The sequence below is a fragment of the Propionibacterium sp. genome (genome assembly GCF_047719395.1).
Classification (GTDB): Bacteria; Actinomycetota; Actinomycetes; order Propionibacteriales; family Propionibacteriaceae; genus Propionibacterium.
On the sequence record NZ_JBDNTB010000010.1, the window covers coordinates 45,256 to 61,298 of the forward strand.

11 protein-coding genes and 1 tRNA gene are annotated in these 16,043 nt (G+C 63.6%); 9 read left to right on the forward strand and 3 right to left on the reverse strand.

All coding sequences use genetic code 11. The features are described 5' to 3' along the window. Nucleotides 1-13: 13 nt before the first annotated feature. The 6 genes from recF (at nucleotide 14) to ABF648_RS03035 (ending at nucleotide 7,975) form a co-directional block, all read left to right on the forward strand. On the forward strand, nucleotides 14-1,267 hold the full coding sequence (gene recF, locus ABF648_RS03010; protein ID WP_415630813.1) for a DNA replication/repair protein RecF: 1,254 nt from the start codon (nucleotides 14-16) through the stop codon (nucleotides 1,265-1,267). Nucleotides 1,268-1,400: 133 nt separating this feature from the next. Then, nucleotides 1,401-1,976: a DUF721 domain-containing protein gene (locus tag ABF648_RS03015; protein WP_415630825.1), complete on the forward strand. Its 576-nt coding sequence runs from the start codon at nucleotides 1,401-1,403 to the stop codon at nucleotides 1,974-1,976. A gap of 340 nt (nucleotides 1,977-2,316) precedes the next feature. After that, nucleotides 2,317-4,293 (forward strand): DNA topoisomerase (ATP-hydrolyzing) subunit B, encoded by a 1,977-nt coding sequence (gyrB, locus tag ABF648_RS03020; protein ID WP_415630826.1) that lies wholly within the window; start codon nucleotides 2,317-2,319, stop codon nucleotides 4,291-4,293. Nucleotides 4,294-4,349: 56 nt separating this feature from the next. Next, entirely contained in the window at nucleotides 4,350-7,043 is a 2,694-nt protein-coding gene (gyrA, locus tag ABF648_RS03025) for a DNA gyrase subunit A (protein WP_415630814.1), read from the forward strand. Between the two features lie 104 nt (nucleotides 7,044-7,147). After that, nucleotides 7,148-7,726 (forward strand): DUF3566 domain-containing protein, encoded by a 579-nt coding sequence (locus tag ABF648_RS03030; RefSeq protein ID WP_415630815.1) that lies wholly within the window; start codon nucleotides 7,148-7,150, stop codon nucleotides 7,724-7,726. Between the two features lie 175 nt (nucleotides 7,727-7,901). After that, nucleotides 7,902-7,975, forward strand: a tRNA-Ile gene (locus tag ABF648_RS03035). On the opposite strand, the gene ABF648_RS03040 is transcribed toward ABF648_RS03035, so the two are convergent. Together ABF648_RS03040 and ABF648_RS03045 are read right to left on the reverse strand one after the other, a co-directional pair. Beyond that, nucleotides 7,949-8,806, reverse strand: coding sequence for a zinc ribbon domain-containing protein (locus tag ABF648_RS03040; protein WP_415630816.1), 858 nt, complete (start codon nucleotides 8,804-8,806; stop codon nucleotides 7,949-7,951). The genes ABF648_RS03035 and ABF648_RS03040 overlap by 27 nt on opposite strands. Before the next feature lie 20 nt (nucleotides 8,807-8,826). Next, the gene (locus tag ABF648_RS03045; protein ID WP_415630817.1) at nucleotides 8,827-9,069 is read right to left on the reverse strand and encodes a hypothetical protein; all 243 of its coding nucleotides are present in this window, start codon (nucleotides 9,067-9,069) and stop codon (nucleotides 8,827-8,829) included. A 242-nt stretch (nucleotides 9,070-9,311) separates the two neighbouring features. Between ABF648_RS03045 and ABF648_RS03050 the strand changes: the two genes are divergently transcribed. The 3 genes from ABF648_RS03050 to ABF648_RS03060 all read left to right on the forward strand — a co-directional run bounded on the left by ABF648_RS03050 (nucleotide 9,312) and on the right by ABF648_RS03060 (nucleotide 14,959). Next, complete coding sequence (locus ABF648_RS03050) at nucleotides 9,312-9,488, forward strand: hypothetical protein (protein ID WP_415630818.1); 177 nt, start codon at nucleotides 9,312-9,314, stop codon at nucleotides 9,486-9,488. 3 nt (nucleotides 9,489-9,491) lie between these two features. After that, on the forward strand, nucleotides 9,492-13,337 hold the full coding sequence (locus ABF648_RS03055) for a GTPase (RefSeq protein WP_415630819.1): 3,846 nt from the start codon (nucleotides 9,492-9,494) through the stop codon (nucleotides 13,335-13,337). Nucleotides 13,338-13,747: 410 nt separating this feature from the next. Continuing rightward, a complete protein-coding gene (locus ABF648_RS03060; protein ID WP_415630820.1) occupies nucleotides 13,748-14,959 on the forward strand; it encodes a hypothetical protein in 1,212 nt (403 codons plus the stop codon). A 497-nt stretch (nucleotides 14,960-15,456) separates the two neighbouring features. Here ABF648_RS03060 and ABF648_RS03065 read toward each other — a convergent pair whose 3' ends face one another. Next, nucleotides 15,457-15,612: a hypothetical protein gene (locus ABF648_RS03065; RefSeq protein ID WP_415630821.1), complete on the reverse strand. Its 156-nt coding sequence runs from the start codon at nucleotides 15,610-15,612 to the stop codon at nucleotides 15,457-15,459. Nucleotides 15,613-16,043 lie beyond the last annotated feature (431 nt).

The window sequence follows — 16,043 nt, forward strand, 5'->3', positions numbered from 1 at the left end:
TTCCGCCAGCATCGTGTACGTCGACAGGCTCGAGCTCAACGATTTCCGCAGCTACCAGACGGTCTCACTCGACATCGGGCCCGGGGTGAGCCTGTTCGTGGGGCCCAATGGGAACGGCAAGACCAATCTGGTGGAGGCGGTGGAGTACATCTCCACGCTGTCCAGTCATCGGGTCGCCACCGAGGCGCCGCTGGTGCGCGCCGGGCAGCAGCAGGCGATCGTTCGCGCGGGTGTGGTGGCGGGCCTCGAGGACGACCGCCGCCTGCTGCTCGAGCTGGAACTCAACCACGGGCGCGCCAATCACGCCCGGATCAACAGATCTGCGTTGCGAAGGGTCCGTGACATCACCGGAGCACTGCGCACGGTCGTGTTCAGCCCCGATGATCTGGCCATTGTCAAGGGCGAACCCTCGGACCGGCGCGGATTCATCGACGCCCTGGTGGCCACCCGATGGCCGCGGATGGCGGGGGTGAAGGCCGACTACGAGCGAGTGATCCGCCAGCGCAATGCCCTGCTCAAGTCCCTCGGCGGGCGGCGGAGGCATCTCGACGAGGCCACCGCCGGAACTCTCGACGTGTGGGACGAGCAGCTCATCGCCACCGGAGCCGAATTGCTCGAAGCCCGGCTGGACACCCTGTCATCGCTGATGGGGCCCGTCCGGGACAGCTATGCGACGATCGCGCCGGTCAAGAATGTGGCCGAGGCACACTACAAGTCGTCCCTGCCAGGCCTGGTGGACATGCTCGAGGCCGGTGGGGATCAGCCTGGGGAGAGCCACTCCGGCGCAACACCATCGACACCTCAATTGGCGGCTCTCCTGCATGCCGGGCTGCAGGCTCGGCGCGGCGAGGAGGTGGCACGTGGCGTGAGCCTGGTCGGCCCGCACCGCGACGACATCACCCTGATCATCGGGGGACTGCCGGCCAAGGGCTATGCCAGTCATGGTGAGAGCTGGTCGCTGGCACTCGCCCTGCGGCTGGGCAGTCTCCGGCTGCTCCGCTCAGAAGCCGTCGAACCCGTGCTCATTCTGGACGATGTCTTCGCCGAGCTCGACGTGGTGCGTCGCAACAGGCTGGCCGAGGTGGTGGGCGGTGCCGAGCAGGCGCTCATCACCGCCGCAGTGGACTCAGATGTCCCGTCATCCTTGTCCACCCGGCGGTTTGCGGTGACCATGGTCGAGGAGCCGGACGGGAAACGATTGTCGTCGGTTGACCCACCGGTTTCCACAGAGGCTGTGGATCAGGATGTGGACAATGACCAGCAGTGACGAGGCGTCCGAGCACGACAGAGCGCAGGATCGCGCGTCAACGAGCCTGCAAGCCGGCAATTCAGCGGAGAATTCCGGGGTTGGTTCTGGGAATCTTCCGCAAGGCTCATACGGCGAGAAGCACTCCGACACGATGGCATCTGCGGAAGAGCCATCACACGACGGGCGCCGCGACGGTGATGCCACTGTGGAAGCACCGGTGGATGATGTGCACGACCCCGAGGGTTTCGACGTGGCGATCCGGGTGGCCCACCAGCTCTCGGGCCTGCTGCCACCGGCTCGCACCGGGCCCACGCCGAGGCGTCGGCGTGCCAGGGTCCACGAGGAGACCCGCTCCGGAGCAGCTCCCGATCCCCGCGATCCGCAGCCGCTCGGTGCCGCCATGGAACGTCTGGTGCGAGGCCGGGGCTGGCACACCGAGCTCGGGCTTCGCCTGATCCTCGCCCGGTGGGCCGAACTGGTGGGCCCGGCCAATGCCCAGCATTCTGCACCGGAGTCCTACCACGGGCGGGTGCTGGTGGTGCGAGCCGAATCGAGCACCTGGGCTTCGGCGCTGCGCACCATTGCCCCCCAGCTGGTGGCCGAACTCAACACCAGGCTGGGGGAGGGGTCTGTGGTGCGCGTCGATGTGCGCGGGCCGGGCGCGCCGAGCTGGAAGCACGGGCCGCGCAGCGTCCCGGGCCGAGGGCCTCGCGACACCTACGGGTGATGCATGCCGCCGGCCCTGGAGCCCCTCATGGAGGCCGGTACTGAGTGCTGATGTTCAAGTTTCCTTCAGTGCCGATGAACTGCCAAGCGGGCCTGCACGGTGGGTGGGGGACCACGTGCAGAGGGGCTGAGCGCCCCAGAAGCGGCATTATGCGCCGCTGACGACATCACCCGGCATTGCACACCGGTGGCTCACCGGGCCAGCGCAACGCCAGGCTGGTAGAATTGGGCGTTGTGAGCCGCGATGGTTTCACGGCCTTCGGTGACAGGAGCCACAACAGGTGAGCGAACTGCTGAAAAATTCAGCCGGCTTCGAGGACGAGCCAGACACAGGTGAAGAGATCACACTGACCGAGTCAGCAGATGTCTCTGTGGACGGCGAATACGGTGCCTCGGAAATTCAGGTTCTCGAGGGCTTGGAGGCGGTTCGCAAACGCCCCGGCATGTACATCGGCTCCACCGGTGAACGAGGACTGCACCATCTGGTCCGCGAGATCGTCGACAATGCGGTGGACGAGTCGCTGGCCGGTTTCTGCGATTCCATCGAGATCGAACTGCTCGACGACGGCGGCTGCCGGGTGCGCGACAACGGCCGCGGCATTCCGGTGGCCGAGCATCCCATCGAGCACATCTCCACCCTGACGCTGGTGCTCACCGTGCTGCACGCCGGCGGCAAATTCGGTGGTGGCGGATACAAGGTGTCCGGCGGTCTCCATGGCGTGGGTTCTTCGGTCGTCAATGCGCTGAGCACCCGATTCATCGCCGATGTGCGCCGCGACGGATACCACTGGCGGCAGGAATTCGAGCTGGGTGAGCCGACCGGTCCGGTCGTCAAGCTCGAGGCCACCGATCGCACGGGTACCACCATCACCTTCTTCCCAAGTGCCGAACTGTTCGAGACCACTGAGTTCAGCTACGAGACGCTCGCCACGAGTTTCCGCGAGATGGCATTCCTCAACAAGGGTCTGCGCATCGCGATCAGTGATCTGCGGGCCGACCATGTGGATGAGGACGGCAACCAACTGCATGAGGTCTTCCGGTACGACCACGGCCTGGTCGACTATGTGAGCTTCCTCAACGGCAATCGCGAGCCGCTGTCACCAGTCATCGACGTGGAGGCGCACTCCCCGGAGATGCAGATGGGCGTCGAGGTGGCCATGCAGTGGAATACCAGCTACACCACGAGCCTGCACACCTTCGCCAACACCATCAACACCCGCGAGGGCGGCACCCACGAAGAGGGTTTCCGCACCGCGCTCACCACCACCATCAATCGCTGGGGCGAAACCTGGGGACTGGTCAAGAAGCGCGACGACCGGGTGTCCAACGACGACATCCGTGAGGGCCTGGTGGCCATCGTCTCCGCCAAGCTCGTCGACCCGCAGTTCGAGGGCCAGACCAAGACCAAACTCGGCAACACCGAGGCGCGCAGCTTCGTGCAGAAGGCCGTCAATGAGCGGCTCGGCGACTGGATGGAGCGCAATCCGGCAGCTGGCAAGGAGATCATTCGCAAGGCTCAGGCGGCGGCGTCAGCACGGATCGCAGCCCGCAAGGCACGCGACATGGCCCGCAACCGCAAGGGCCTGCTCGGTTCGGGTGGACTGCCCGGCAAGCTCTCGGACTGCTCCAGCAACGACCCGGCTGAGTGCGAGGTCTTCATCGTCGAGGGCGATTCTGCCGGCGGTTCTGCGAAGGGCGGCCGTAACCCGCGCACCCAGGCGATCCTGCCCTTGCGCGGCAAGATCCTCAATGTCGAGAAGGCCCGCATCGACCGGGCTCTGCAGTCCGAGACGATCGAGGCGATCATCTCTGCGCTCGGCACCGGTGTGCACGAGGAATTCGACATCAACAAGCTGCGCTATCACAAGATCGTGCTGATGGCCGATGCCGATGTGGACGGCGCGCACATCCGTACCCTGCTGCTCACCCTGCTGTTCCGCTTCATGCCGGCGCTCATCGAGGGCGGCTATGTCTATCTCGCACAGCCGCCGCTGTTCCGGCTGCGCTGGACCAATGCGCCGCACGAGCTGGCCTACAACGATGGCGAGCGCGACTCGCTGCGAGACAAGGGGCTCGAGTCGGGCAAGAAGCTGCCGACTGTCAATCCGATCCAGCGCTACAAGGGCCTCGGTGAGATGGACGCCGAGGATTTGTGGGCCACCACGATGGATCCTGACAACCGGATCCTGCTGCAGGTGAACCTCGACGACGCGGCACGCGCCGACCAGATGTTCTCGATCCTGATGGGCGAGGACGTCGAGGAACGGCGCCACTTCATCCAGCGCAATGCCAAGGATGTGCGCTTCATCGACGTGTAGAGCTTCACGGTTCCACGTTGGTACGCACTGCCTGATTGCACAGAACTGAGGAAAAGATGAGCGACACCCCCAAGGGCCCCGACGACGTGTTCGGCGAGAACAGTTCCGCCGACGACGAGACGATCTCGACGGTCGACAAGATCGAGGGGCCCGCCAAGGGACGCATCGACCCGGTCGACCTGCAGGCCGAGATCCAGAACTCCTTCCTCGACTACGCGATGAGCGTCATCGTGGAGCGCGCGCTGCCCGATGTGCGCGACGGCCTCAAGCCCGTGCACCGCCGGGTGATCTACACGATGTTCGACGGCGGATACCGTCCCGACCGGGGCTGGAACAAGTGCTCGCGCGTCGTCGGCGATGTGATGGGCAAGTACCATCCGCACGGCGACTCGGCGATCTACGACACCCTGGTGCGGCTGGCCCAGCCGTGGGCGATGCGCTATCCCCTGGTCAACGGGCAGGGCAATTTCGGTTCCCCGGGCAACGACGGCGCCGCCGCGATGCGGTACACCGAGTGCCGGATGGCGCCGCTGGCCATGGAGATGGTCCGCGACATCGACCAGGACACCGTCGATTTCCAGCCCAACTACGACAATCGCGACACCGAGCCCACGGTGCTGCCCGCACGCTTCCCGAATCTGCTGGTCAACGGCTCGACCGGTATCGCGGTGGGCATGGCCACCAACATCCCGCCGCACAATCTGCGCGAGGTGAACGAGGCCGTCCAGTGGTTCCTGGCCCATCCGCTGGCGACCAATGAAGAGCTCCTGGAAGCATCGATGGCCCGTATCAAGGGCCCCGACTTCCCCAATGGCGCGCTCATCGTGGGTCGCAAGGGCATCGAGGATGCCTACCGCACCGGGCGCGGCTCGGTCACCATGCGCGCGGTGATCGACATGGAGGAGGACCACAAGGGCCGCACCCAGCTCGTCGTCACCGAGCTGCCCTACATGTGCAATCCCGACAATCTCGCGCAGAAGATCGCCGATCTGGTCAATGCCGGCCGGCTCGGCGGCATCGCCGATATCCGCGACGACACCTCGGCCCGCACCGGCCAGCGACTGGTCATCACGCTGCGCCGCGACGCGCAGCCGCGCGTGGTGATGAACAATCTGTACAAGCACACGCAGCTGCAGGACACCTTCGGTTGCAACATGCTGGCGCTGGTCGACAATGTTCCGCGCACCCTGCCGCTGGATCGCTTCATCCGCTACTGGGTCAACCACCAGCTCGAAGTCATTGAGCGGCGCACCCGCTACCAGCTGAACCAGGCCGAGAAGGAAGCCCACATCTACCGGGGTCTGGTGAAGGCCCTCGACATGCTCGACGAGGTGATCGCCCTGATCCGGCGCTCGCCCACCACCGAGGCGGCCTCCGCCGGTCTGCAGGAGTTGCTCGGCATCGACGAGGTGCAGGCAGCCGCCATCCTCAACATGCAGCTGCGCCGGTTGGCCGCGCTGGAACGCCAGAAGATCATCGACAAGCTGAGTGAGCTCGAGGCACTCATCGCTGACCTCAAGGACATCCTCGCCAACGAGTCGCGCCAGCGTCAGATCATCTCCAATGAGCTGCGCGAGATCGTCGAGAAGTACGGCGACGAACGGCGCACCCGGATCATCGCCGCCGAGGGCGACTTCAGCGAAGAGGACTTCGTGCCCGACGACCCGATGGTCGTCACCATCACCCACGGCGGCTATGCAAAGCGCACCCGCACCGACCAGTACCGCCCGCAACGCCGAGGTGGCAAGGGGGTTCGCGGAGCGAGCCTGCGAGCCGACGATGAGGTGCAGCACCTTTTCGCCACCACCAACCACCACTGGATCCTGTTCTTCACGAACATGGGGCGGGTCTACCGGATCAAGACCTGGCAGCTGCCCGAGGGAGGCCGCGATGCGAAGGGCGGCCACGTGGCGGGGCTGCTCAGTTTCCTGCCCGGCGAGACGATCACCCAGGTGCTGGCGCTGCGCAGCTATGAGGACGCCGCCTACCTGGTGCTGGCCACCAGGCAGGGACTGGTGAAGAAGACAGCGCTGAACGCCTACGATTCACCGCGCCAGGCGGGGCTGATCGCGGTGAATTTCCGCAAGCCCGACGATGAGCTCATCGGGGCCGATCTGGCCGATCCCGAGGACAACATCCTCCTGGTTTCCCGCAAGGGCCAGGCCATCCGCTTCGGAGCCGACGACGAGCAATTGCGCCCGATGGGCCGCACCACCTCCGGCGTCACCGGAATGCGTTTCCGCACCGGTGATGCGCTGCTGTCGATGAGCATCGTGCCGAAGGGCGCTGCCGAGGACGAGCTGTTCGTGTTCACCGTGACCAATGGCGGTTTCGCCAAGCGCACCCCGGTGAGCGACTACCGGGTGCAGAATCGTGGCGGCCTGGGCATCAAGGCCATGCGGCTGGACGACGACCGGGGTGAGCTGGTCGGCGGGTTGGTGGTGCGCAGCACCGATGAAGTGATTGCCATCAAGTCGTCGGGTCAGGTGACACGCAGTGCCGTGGCGGAGGTCAATCCGACCGGCCGGGACACGATGGGCGTCAAATATGTCGGAGTGCGGGGCAGCGATGAGGTGATCGCTATCGCGCTGAATCCGGAGCAGCCGGATGAGCCCGGGTCCGGTTCAACCGAAGAAAATGGCGGTGGAGACACTCCGGACAACACCGCGGTGGATTCCGACGGCGGAGCCGGCACGAACGACGAGATTGAGAATGAGCCCGATCCGGGCGCAGACGGCGCGCAGGACTGACCTTCCGGCTCTCACCCAGCCCCCGGGATAGGGTGGGTGGGACCCCGGACGGCTGAGCCGGCCCTTTGCGGGGCAGCGCGGTACACGACAGCAGGAGGACCTGGATGGCCAGCGATTCAGCAGGCGGCTCCACGAACAGGAGCAGGGACCGTACTTTCGAGCGGCCCGGTGGACCGGGCTCGCAGCGGGCTCCTCAGCCCGATTCCTCGACTTTTCAGGGTCGGGCGGCGGGCACCGACATCTCGCTTGAGTCCGTGGGCGCGGCAACTGACTCCGGCTCGGGTCGTCGTAGCTCGAAGGGCAACCGCCCTCCCACCCGCAAGGCCCGGCTGCGCATCGCGAGGGTGGATCCTTGGTCGGTGATGAAGACCTCGTTGATGTTCTCCATCGCAGGCGGGATAATTTTCTTCGTCGCCGTGTGGGTGATGTGGGGTGTCATCGATGCCTCAGGTGTGCTCACCAAGATGCAGGACGCCATCACCGCGCTGGTCGGCGCATCCGATGGTTCCTCGAGCGTCCAGATCACCAATTACATCAACCAGTGGCGCATCCTCGGATTCACCGCCATCGTGGCAGTGATCGAGGTGGTGCTCACCACGGCCGTGTGCACACTGTTCAGCTTCCTCTACAATCTGGCTGCTCAGATCATCGGTGGTCTGGAAGTCACTCTCGCGGAGGATTGACCGATTGGTTTCTCACAAGCGCTGATACCCAGTTGGGCGCCGTGCGGGACGGCTCCGGTCGGTGTTCTGCCGGCCGGCCGATACTTCATCGCGGGTCAGGGAAAGCCCAAGTTGAGAGGTTGAGCGTGCGTGGGATAAAGTAACTCCCCGGTGCTGTCCCCCGGGGGGCATCGATGGGCCTTTAGCTCAGTTGGTTAGAGCGCGTCCCTGATAAGGACGAGGTCACTGGTTCAAGTCCAGTAAGGCCCACCCAAAGAGTCGCCCGGGAATACGCGACATCGCTGTTCCCGGGCGCTGAGCTTGTCGAAGCATCCCGTTTGGCTTCCTTGCCTCCGTTCGCCTGTGGACGATGGTCGCGAACGGCTCTGCGAGGCGCGAGCGTAGCTCCTCGTCTTCGGGGATTTCCAGCCGTGTGTAGAACGCCTGGTTGGCCAGCCTCCTGCTGCCGTCGTCGGGGTGCGTGTAGGCGCAGTGTGCGTCGGTAAGTAGCCGCAGCGAGTCGTGGAGGAATGCTCGTCCACCAGTGTGCTGTTCGTCGTGCTGGCTGAGGCATTGCTCGATTTCTGCCAGCCCGGTGCGGATGCGGTCTTGATGCCGCTTGAGCGTTGGCAGGTTGATGGCATCGGCGAAGTGTGCAGCGAGTAGCTTGTCACCCTCAGCTTTAAGCTGTTCCCGGTTCGCGGTGAGGCCAGCAAATCGCTTGTCGAACGCCGCATCGACCTCGGCAGCGAGATGCCGTAGTCGGCTTCGCTGATCGTGATGCTGGCGTAGGAGTTCTCGACCAGCCGTTCTGCGACCTGCACGGGCACCGCGTGGCGGGTGGGCGGTCTTCTTCGTCGCGTGGTCGGAGCAGACGAAGTACGCGTAGGTCGTGCCGCGCGGGTTGGTCGCGAGGTCCAGAAGCATCCGCGATCCGCAACTGCCGCAGTGCACCAGCCCCTTGAGGTGGTGGGCGTGCTGCACGTGCCGGGTTACCTGCGTGTTGCGCGCTTTCAGCAGCGATTGCACCTGATCGAACAGGACTGGCTCGATCAGCGGTTCGTGTGCGCCCGGGTGCAGTGCGCCCTTGTAGCGGATCACCCCGGCGTAGTACGGGTTGGTCAGCAGCGAGTAGAACGTTGCTTTGCCGAGAGGCTTCGAGGACGCTTCGGCGAGGGCACCGTAGTCAGGCCGCGTGTGGTCAGGTCGCGCAGGAGCGCGGCCACGGAAGTCTCACCCTCGGCGTAGGTCTCGAACGCCCACAGGATCAGCGGGGCCCGTTCGGGGTCGACCTCGACGCTGCGCAGCTCGCGTCCTTGGTCGTCGGTGCGGTGGAGGTTGAGGTAGCCGACTGGTTCACGCATCGGCGTGCCACCCTGTGCGAGCTTTTTCGCACGGACTAGTACGGACCTTGATCTGCAAGACGCATGTCCTCTCTGATGAGGCTGGCCGAGACGCCGGAAACCAGGTGTGCCCGGAGGGAGGAAGCCGGGTGTAGCCGCTACGATGGGAAGGGGTCTAGTGGGTCCCAGCTGGGTGGATCCCAGATGGAGAGCTCCGCGGTCGAACATGGCACATGCCGCTTCGCGCGAGCGAGGAGGCGAGAATGTCCCGACTTACCGAGTTGCTGCGGCAGGCGCGCAAGGCGGACCTGCAACTCGGTGGTGACCGGGAAGCGGAGATCATCGCACCCACCAAGTGCTGCAGAGCGTTGGCGGCTGCCGACGGGCCTCCGCAACGCTCTGCAGGTTCGTCCAGCAACTTGTGCCTGATGTCCGGCTGAAAGATGAGTGTGTACGAAGAGCCGGACCCCGAGGGCATTGGTGAGCACGAGTCAGAGGGTCTCCTCCCAGAGGCAATCGCTAGGGCGATTCAGATCGGCCTTGCCGAGTTGGCAAGGCTCGACGCGGTCGTGGCCGAAGCGGAAGCGCGCTTCATAACTGCGCGTGATGAGTTGAGTTCTCGTGGGCGATTCGGGTTTCGGCGTGAGGATGGCTTCTCCAAGGTACTGGAAGGCGTAGTCGCCGATCTTAAGGATGGACTCGTCGAAAGCCGCCGCGTTGCGAGCACGTTCAATATTGCCTTCTTCGGCAGAACAGGTGTCGGAAAGAGCACGCTGCTCTCCGCACTGGGTGGACTCAGCGGAAAACTGGTTTCAGATGGCCGCAGTGACTTCACGACCGACGTCCAGCCTCTGGATTGGCAGGGATGCCGCCTCTACGACACACCCGGTATCAACGGATGGGGCCGCACACGCTCCCGCGCCGAGCTGGAGGAGGCAGCGCGGAAGGCCGTCGAGGTCGCTGACGTTGTCCTACTCTGTTTCGACAGCCAGAGCCAGCAAGCCTCTGAGTTTCATAAGGTCGCGGACTGGGTTCGCGACTACCGGAAACCTGTGCTCGCCGTTCTGAACGTGCGCAACACCATGTGGCGTCATCCGGCGAGGTCGGTGTCAGTAGCCCAGCGGAGGGAACTCTCCCGCACAGCCCAGCAGCACGCCGACAACATTGCCAGCGAACTTGAATCGATCGATCTCACAGGCATACCTATTGTTGCTATCCAGTCAAAGCGAGCGCTATTCGCCCGAGCAACAACGCCTTTCGCTGGCCCTGCCGCCAGAGAACTCGAGGCGGAGCGTTCTAGCTACGGGCGGAAGTATCTCAACCGCTGGTCTAATCTGCCGATGCTGGAGCAGTTGATTGCTTCGTGTATTGCGGAAGGTGCGGCTGACCTACGTCTCGCTGGACTCCGCGAAGGACTTCAAGCGGGTCTGCGGCAATGGGCAGACGAGATTGATAGGACAGCAGCCGAGCAACAGGACCGCGGGGTTGCGGTCGAGAGAGTCGTTGCCGACTGGTTGACCGTCCTTGGCTATCCCGACGAGTCCTGGCGCGGAGCTCTCCCGAAGGAGCGCGATGGAGGCGACCTTCTTGCACACTTGGAAAAGGTCAGGGGTGAGCCGTTTGGCGCTTCTGTTTCGGGCAGCCTTGAAGGCCATGTGCGTCATCTGCTGAAGTCGCACGTCTACCCGCTCCGCGTCAAGGCACTTCGTGATGCCGAAGAGCTGATCATTGATGCTTTCGACGACAACGAGAGTGTCTCGGACTCCGAGTTTGCGCGGCGCGTATACGACGTCCCGTCGATTGCGAAGACCATTGCCATGGTCGCGAGTCAGGCCGGCGACTTCGTCACGGACTCGCTGAAGCTGTCTGGGCTCAACGCTCAGATCGACGTCGCCGAGATCGACCGGGCCGCGGCAGAAGTGCGCGGAGACGTAGGGACCATCCGGCGACACCTAGCGACCGTGCAGAGGATGAGCGCGCTGCTGGCGGGGTCAGTGGGCGCAGTCTTGGGCATCATCGCGCTCACGAACTTCTGGAACCCAGCGGGCTGGGCCGCAGCCGTGATCATGGTGGGCTTCGGCTTCGTGAGCGAGGCTCTGAACTTCTTTGCTAGACGCACTAGAACCAGCGCCGAGGAGAAGCGTATCGGGGAACGCGCAACGGCAGTTGCCGACGCACGTTCAGCAGTTCACGCATACTTCGACAAGTGCGAGACGGAGCAACTCCACAAGATCCTCAATGCCGCCAGATCACGCGCCATCCCACGACTGGAAGAACTGCTGAAAGAAGCGATCCATACGCGGCGCGGGTGCTGGAGCCTTACCGAGGAAGCCAACTGGCTTCGTGACCAAGCTGACCGACAGCCTCCGACGACGTCACCCGGAGAGGTCATCCGGCGGGCGACTCAGCAGGTGCGCCTGCTAAGCGGACCGATAACGGAGCCCAGCATGTCCGCATTGCTGCTTGGCGAAGACTGGATCGTCGATGAGTCCGAGGAAGTCGCGTCCATCGCAAGACCCGCAGCAGATCTAGAGATTCTGCTCCGAACTGCCAGCCAGAACCGGAGCGCCTTCACGAAGTACCTGGCAGAGGCAGTAACGGACGCCCTTCCAGCGGACGTGGCGGAGTGGATCGACACAGTTCTCTCTTCTCAACACCTCGACCATGAGGCGCGAGCCGAAATGGAAGCGGCGCGAGCGCTCATGACCGAGCGTCCTGCGGTCGTCGTGATGGGCGACTACAGTGCCGGCAAGACGAGCCTCATCAAGCGGTTGCTCGCCGAGGCTGGTGTACCCACTCCCCCCGACTTACACGTTGCAGCAGGACCGGCAACTGGAACCAGCCGCTCGTACGCTTTCGGCCCCATCGAACTCGTCGACGTGCCAGGCTTCCAAAGCGGCCACATCGAGCACGACAAGCGAGCGATCCAAGCGACGCAAAATGCGGCGATGGTGATAGTGGTTCTGCACGTCAACCTACTTATCGGTGACACCGCCGAGATCGATAGTCTGCTTCATGGAAACGCCCAGATCGTCGGCAAGGCACGCCGCACGATCTTCGTGATCGGGCGTATCGACGAAGCGGGGGCAGACCCGCGCATCTCCGCACGAGACTTCGTCGTACGTCGGGAGCGGAAGGCCGAGGAACTCGTCACGATCTTGCGGTCCAAGGGCATCCACGTCGATCCCGCCCAAGTCTTAGCGATTGCAGCAGACCCGAACGGTCTTGTAGGCGATCGCACACCAGTAACTCGTGAGGACTACCCAAGTGACGCGCGGGACTGGGACGGAGTGGCAACGCTTTCCGAACCTCTCCTCTCCCTTGAGTGCGAGGAACTAGCACGGCTCGGTGCAGCGGCCGCACTGGATCGAGTTCGCTCAATCCTCGTAGCTGTGACTCACCGACTGGCCTCGGAGATCGAAGACCTCGCCGCAGCCATGGCTCTAGGCGCGCGGATAGAGCGGCTTATCGAGGCATCGCTCGCTGAACTGCGGCTCATCGAGCTGTCGATCGAAGGACGCACTAGGCGGGTGATCGAGGATCACGCCAACGAGGTCCTGGCCGAAGCTCTCGGTGCTCGCTCCACTGAGATAGAAGCGATGTCGCAGCGCTTGGCGACTTGGTGGGAAGACCCTCGCCTGGGTAGTGCGTTGGAGGTTCTGTCCGAGGAGATCGGACGAGACCTGGACGAATGGTCGCGTAGACACGCATCGGAGTACGACCGGGAGCTCAAGCGGTTTGAGTACGAGTCCACCACGCCCCTCAAGAGTGACAAGGACGCACTGGCTGGCGGCGTCCACGCGGCAGCGATCGGAGTCAAGCACGTCGGTGATGTCGTGAAGGCGGTCGGAAACCGCGACGCGGTATACGCGATCGTCAAAGCATTTGGAGGGAAGTTCAAGCCCTGGGGTGCCGTGAAACTGGGTGCCAAGGTCGCCAAGGCCGGAGCCGTCCTCGGAGTGGTTGCCGTTGGCTTCGACGTCGTGGACTGGGCCATGGATGCGCGGAAGGAATCGAGGCGGGAAGAGGCCCGCAAGAAAGCTGCGGAACTCATTCACTCGACAACTGACACCGTCGTCCAGGAGATTCTCGACGACGAGGACGGGCCAATGGAGTACACGCGGGAGCAAGGGACCAGCTTCACCAACCACCTGCATAAACTCGTGGAGCAGCGTGAGCGCCAAGGGCAGGCGAGGATCAGCGCCGAACATCGCCGAGATGGCATCATGGAGTTACAAGTGGCTGGCGAGAGGTTGGCCGGAACCTCAAGCGAAAGAATGTCACGATGACGTCGGCATTAGCGGTGGAGTACCAGGCTTGGATTCGCGAGGTCTCCGGGGAGTCAGATGTCTCTCGACTCGCGAGCGAGTGGGGTGACTTTGCTGCGGAGAAGCAGCCAGTCCTGACCCTGTTCGGAGCCTTTGATACGGGCAAGAGTTCTATCCTGCGGCGACTGCTCGTGGACGCTGGTCAGCCTCTTCCCGAGTGGTTGACCGTCAGTGCTCGCCACGAAACCTTCGCTGAGGACGCAGTCAAGGTCTACGGGTGCCTCATTCGCGACACGCCGGGACTCTCACCGGAAGGACAGGATGCGCGATCGCTGAGCAACTCTGACATCGCACGTTCCGCACTCGGCCGGACTGACGTCCTCCTCGTGACGTTGAATCCGCAACTTTCGACGGGCGAGCACCCTGAGCTTGTGGACGTGCTCTCACGCGGCTGGGCGAAGGGCGATGTGTGGTTCCTCATCTCACGCGCCGACGAGGGCGGTGTTGATCCGACGCTAGACCCGGAGGGGTTCGAGGCGTGGTCTGCACGGAAGCGTGAGGAGTTGAAGCAGTCGCTGAAGCTCGTCGATCCGGCTCGGATCTTCGTCTTGGTCCCAGACTTCGCCGGGCTTGGAGCTTACGAGCCAGACCCTACGCCCAGTCTGTGGGAGCTTTCCCGAGAGTGGGACGGGATGGCTGAACTAACTGCTGCGCTGGATGATCTCGCGGCCCAGGACCTGACCACATACCGGCACTCGGCCGAGCTGCGGTTCTGGAGGCAAGCTGTGTCCAGCCGTATCGGTGACGTCCAGACCACATTCGATGACCTGCGCGTATCCGGTGAGGTTATAGATGTATCCCGCCAACGCCGGGATAGTTTCCTCAACCAGATCGACAGCCTGACCTCGGCAGCGGAGGCCTCGCTCGCCGGTGCGGTCGAGGACGCTATTCAGCGCGCTGCGAGCAGACCAGAGGTTGATGCGGACTCGATTCAGAATGCCGTCGACCCGGTGCTTGACGAGTGGTGGCAGAGGCAACAGGCGGGCCTAGCTCGCATCCGACAGGAAGCGATTCAAGGCCTGGAGCAGCAGCGCGAAGGACAAGGATGGGCTCGCTTCGAGTCTGTGTATCTTCGATTCACGCAGCCTGAAAGTCTCGACCCAGAGAAGAAGTCTAGTTTTATTCCGAAGATCGAGGCGCTCAGCAAGAAGGTTGCCGGTGCGCTTCAAGGGGTCGACCGCGTGCTGGAGTCTGACCGGGCGGTCAAGAGTCCGAAGAAGTCCGCAGATCTCCTTGACGCGACGAAGAAACAGTCGATGTCGAAGCTCGCCTTGGCTGCTGGCATCGCTGACGCCACCCTCCCTGTCGTGCTGGAACTCGCCGCAATGATCGAGGAGAAGGTACAAGCCGAACGTGATCGCGCTCTCCAGCGCGATCACCGGGAGAAGGTGCGTGCAGCCGTGTCGAACGTGGTCACTGACGTCGCCAGTGAAGCCATGCGGTCACTGGAGCCCGAGATCGACGCCCTGCGTCATGAGATCACCGCTCAGACGGTTGACGAAGCGGAGGTTGCGCGCATCAGCGACGCTTCTATCGAAGCCAAGAGTCTGCTAGAACGGGGCAAGAAGCTCCTCTCGCAGTAGGTGGCCTGCTCACCTGACCGAACATCTCCGGGGCCCCGACGTGGTTGGACTCTGGTTCAGATCCTTCATCCTCGCTCAGGTCGTCACCGCGTCTTCACCCACGCAGTGCCCCGATGCACTCCGAACTGTCGAGCGAGTGCTGTCACACTGATGCCGTTGGCGCGGGCTGTTTGCATGGCGTCTACTTTCTCGTCCGTGAGCCGTGTTCGAGGTCGTCTCTTTGGTTCCGCCGAAGCGCCGATCAACGGGTCGTCGGCCTCGGCATCCCCACGAGTGCCCTGATTCCACGCGGAAACCAGCCTCTCAACCCGTGATCGCCTGTTTCCGCAGAGCTCGATTGCTTCCATCCATCGAGTTCTGCTGCCACAGGGTGAAGAGCCTCCGGCTCATTCCGGCAGGGTACGAATCTGGCACGATGTGACTCCAACAACTACTGAGGGACTGCACTTCTGTGCCGTCTTGGCGTCAATGTTGCAGCCCTGCAGGGCAACAGGTGCCTACCGCACGGCTTCACGGACCTTGGGAAACACTTCCGGGGTCAGCAGTTCCATCGAGCGCAGGGTCTCCTCGCGGGGCACACCACCGAGACCCATCTGGGCCAGGAATCGGGAATGTCCCAGCAATTCGTGCTCCCACGGGATTTTCTCGACCACTTCCGATCGAGGTGACCGGTCTGCGGCATGTTCTGCCCGATGTAGGCCGAGTAGTAGGTGAACACCTACTGCAATGGGATCGATCTGCAGGGGCATCGAATGTTTTCCGACCAGACAATTTCCACATCCAGGGCGTACAGGACGGGGGTGACGACCATCCGTCCGTCATCTCCCTCACGCTGAGCGATTCCACGCCTGAGGGAAAACGCAGCAGGGTACGGGAATATGTGGCGCATGATCGATGTTGTCACCTGACGTCGTAAGCCTTGTGCAAGTAACGACGCATAAGTATCAGCCTTTGTGTAAGAGACGGGGGGGGGGGGGGGGGGGGGGTGGGGGTGGGGGGGGGGGGGGGCCCCCCCCCCGGGGGGGGGGGCGCCGCGGGGACGCCGCGCCGCCAGCGCCAACCAACACCCGCCACGGCGGGGGGG

What these genes read in the sequence shown, in the direction of transcription:
- ABF648_RS03015 (WP_415630825.1), top strand. Translation starts at nt 1,401, where the DNA reads ATGGCATCTGCGGAAGAGCCATCACACGACGGGCGCCGCGACGGTGAT.
- gyrA (WP_415630814.1), top strand. Translation starts at nt 4,350, where the DNA reads ATGAGCGACACCCCCAAGGGCCCCGACGACGTGTTCGGCGAGAACAGT.
- ABF648_RS03030 (WP_415630815.1), top strand. Translation starts at nt 7,148, where the DNA reads ATGGCCAGCGATTCAGCAGGCGGCTCCACGAACAGGAGCAGGGACCGT.
- ABF648_RS03045 (WP_415630817.1), bottom strand. Translation starts at nt 9,069, where the DNA reads ATGCGTGAACCAGTCGGCTACCTCAACCTCCACCGCACCGACGACCAA.
- ABF648_RS03050 (WP_415630818.1), top strand. Translation starts at nt 9,312, where the DNA reads ATGTCCCGACTTACCGAGTTGCTGCGGCAGGCGCGCAAGGCGGACCTG.
- ABF648_RS03055 (WP_415630819.1), top strand. Translation starts at nt 9,492, where the DNA reads ATGAGTGTGTACGAAGAGCCGGACCCCGAGGGCATTGGTGAGCACGAG.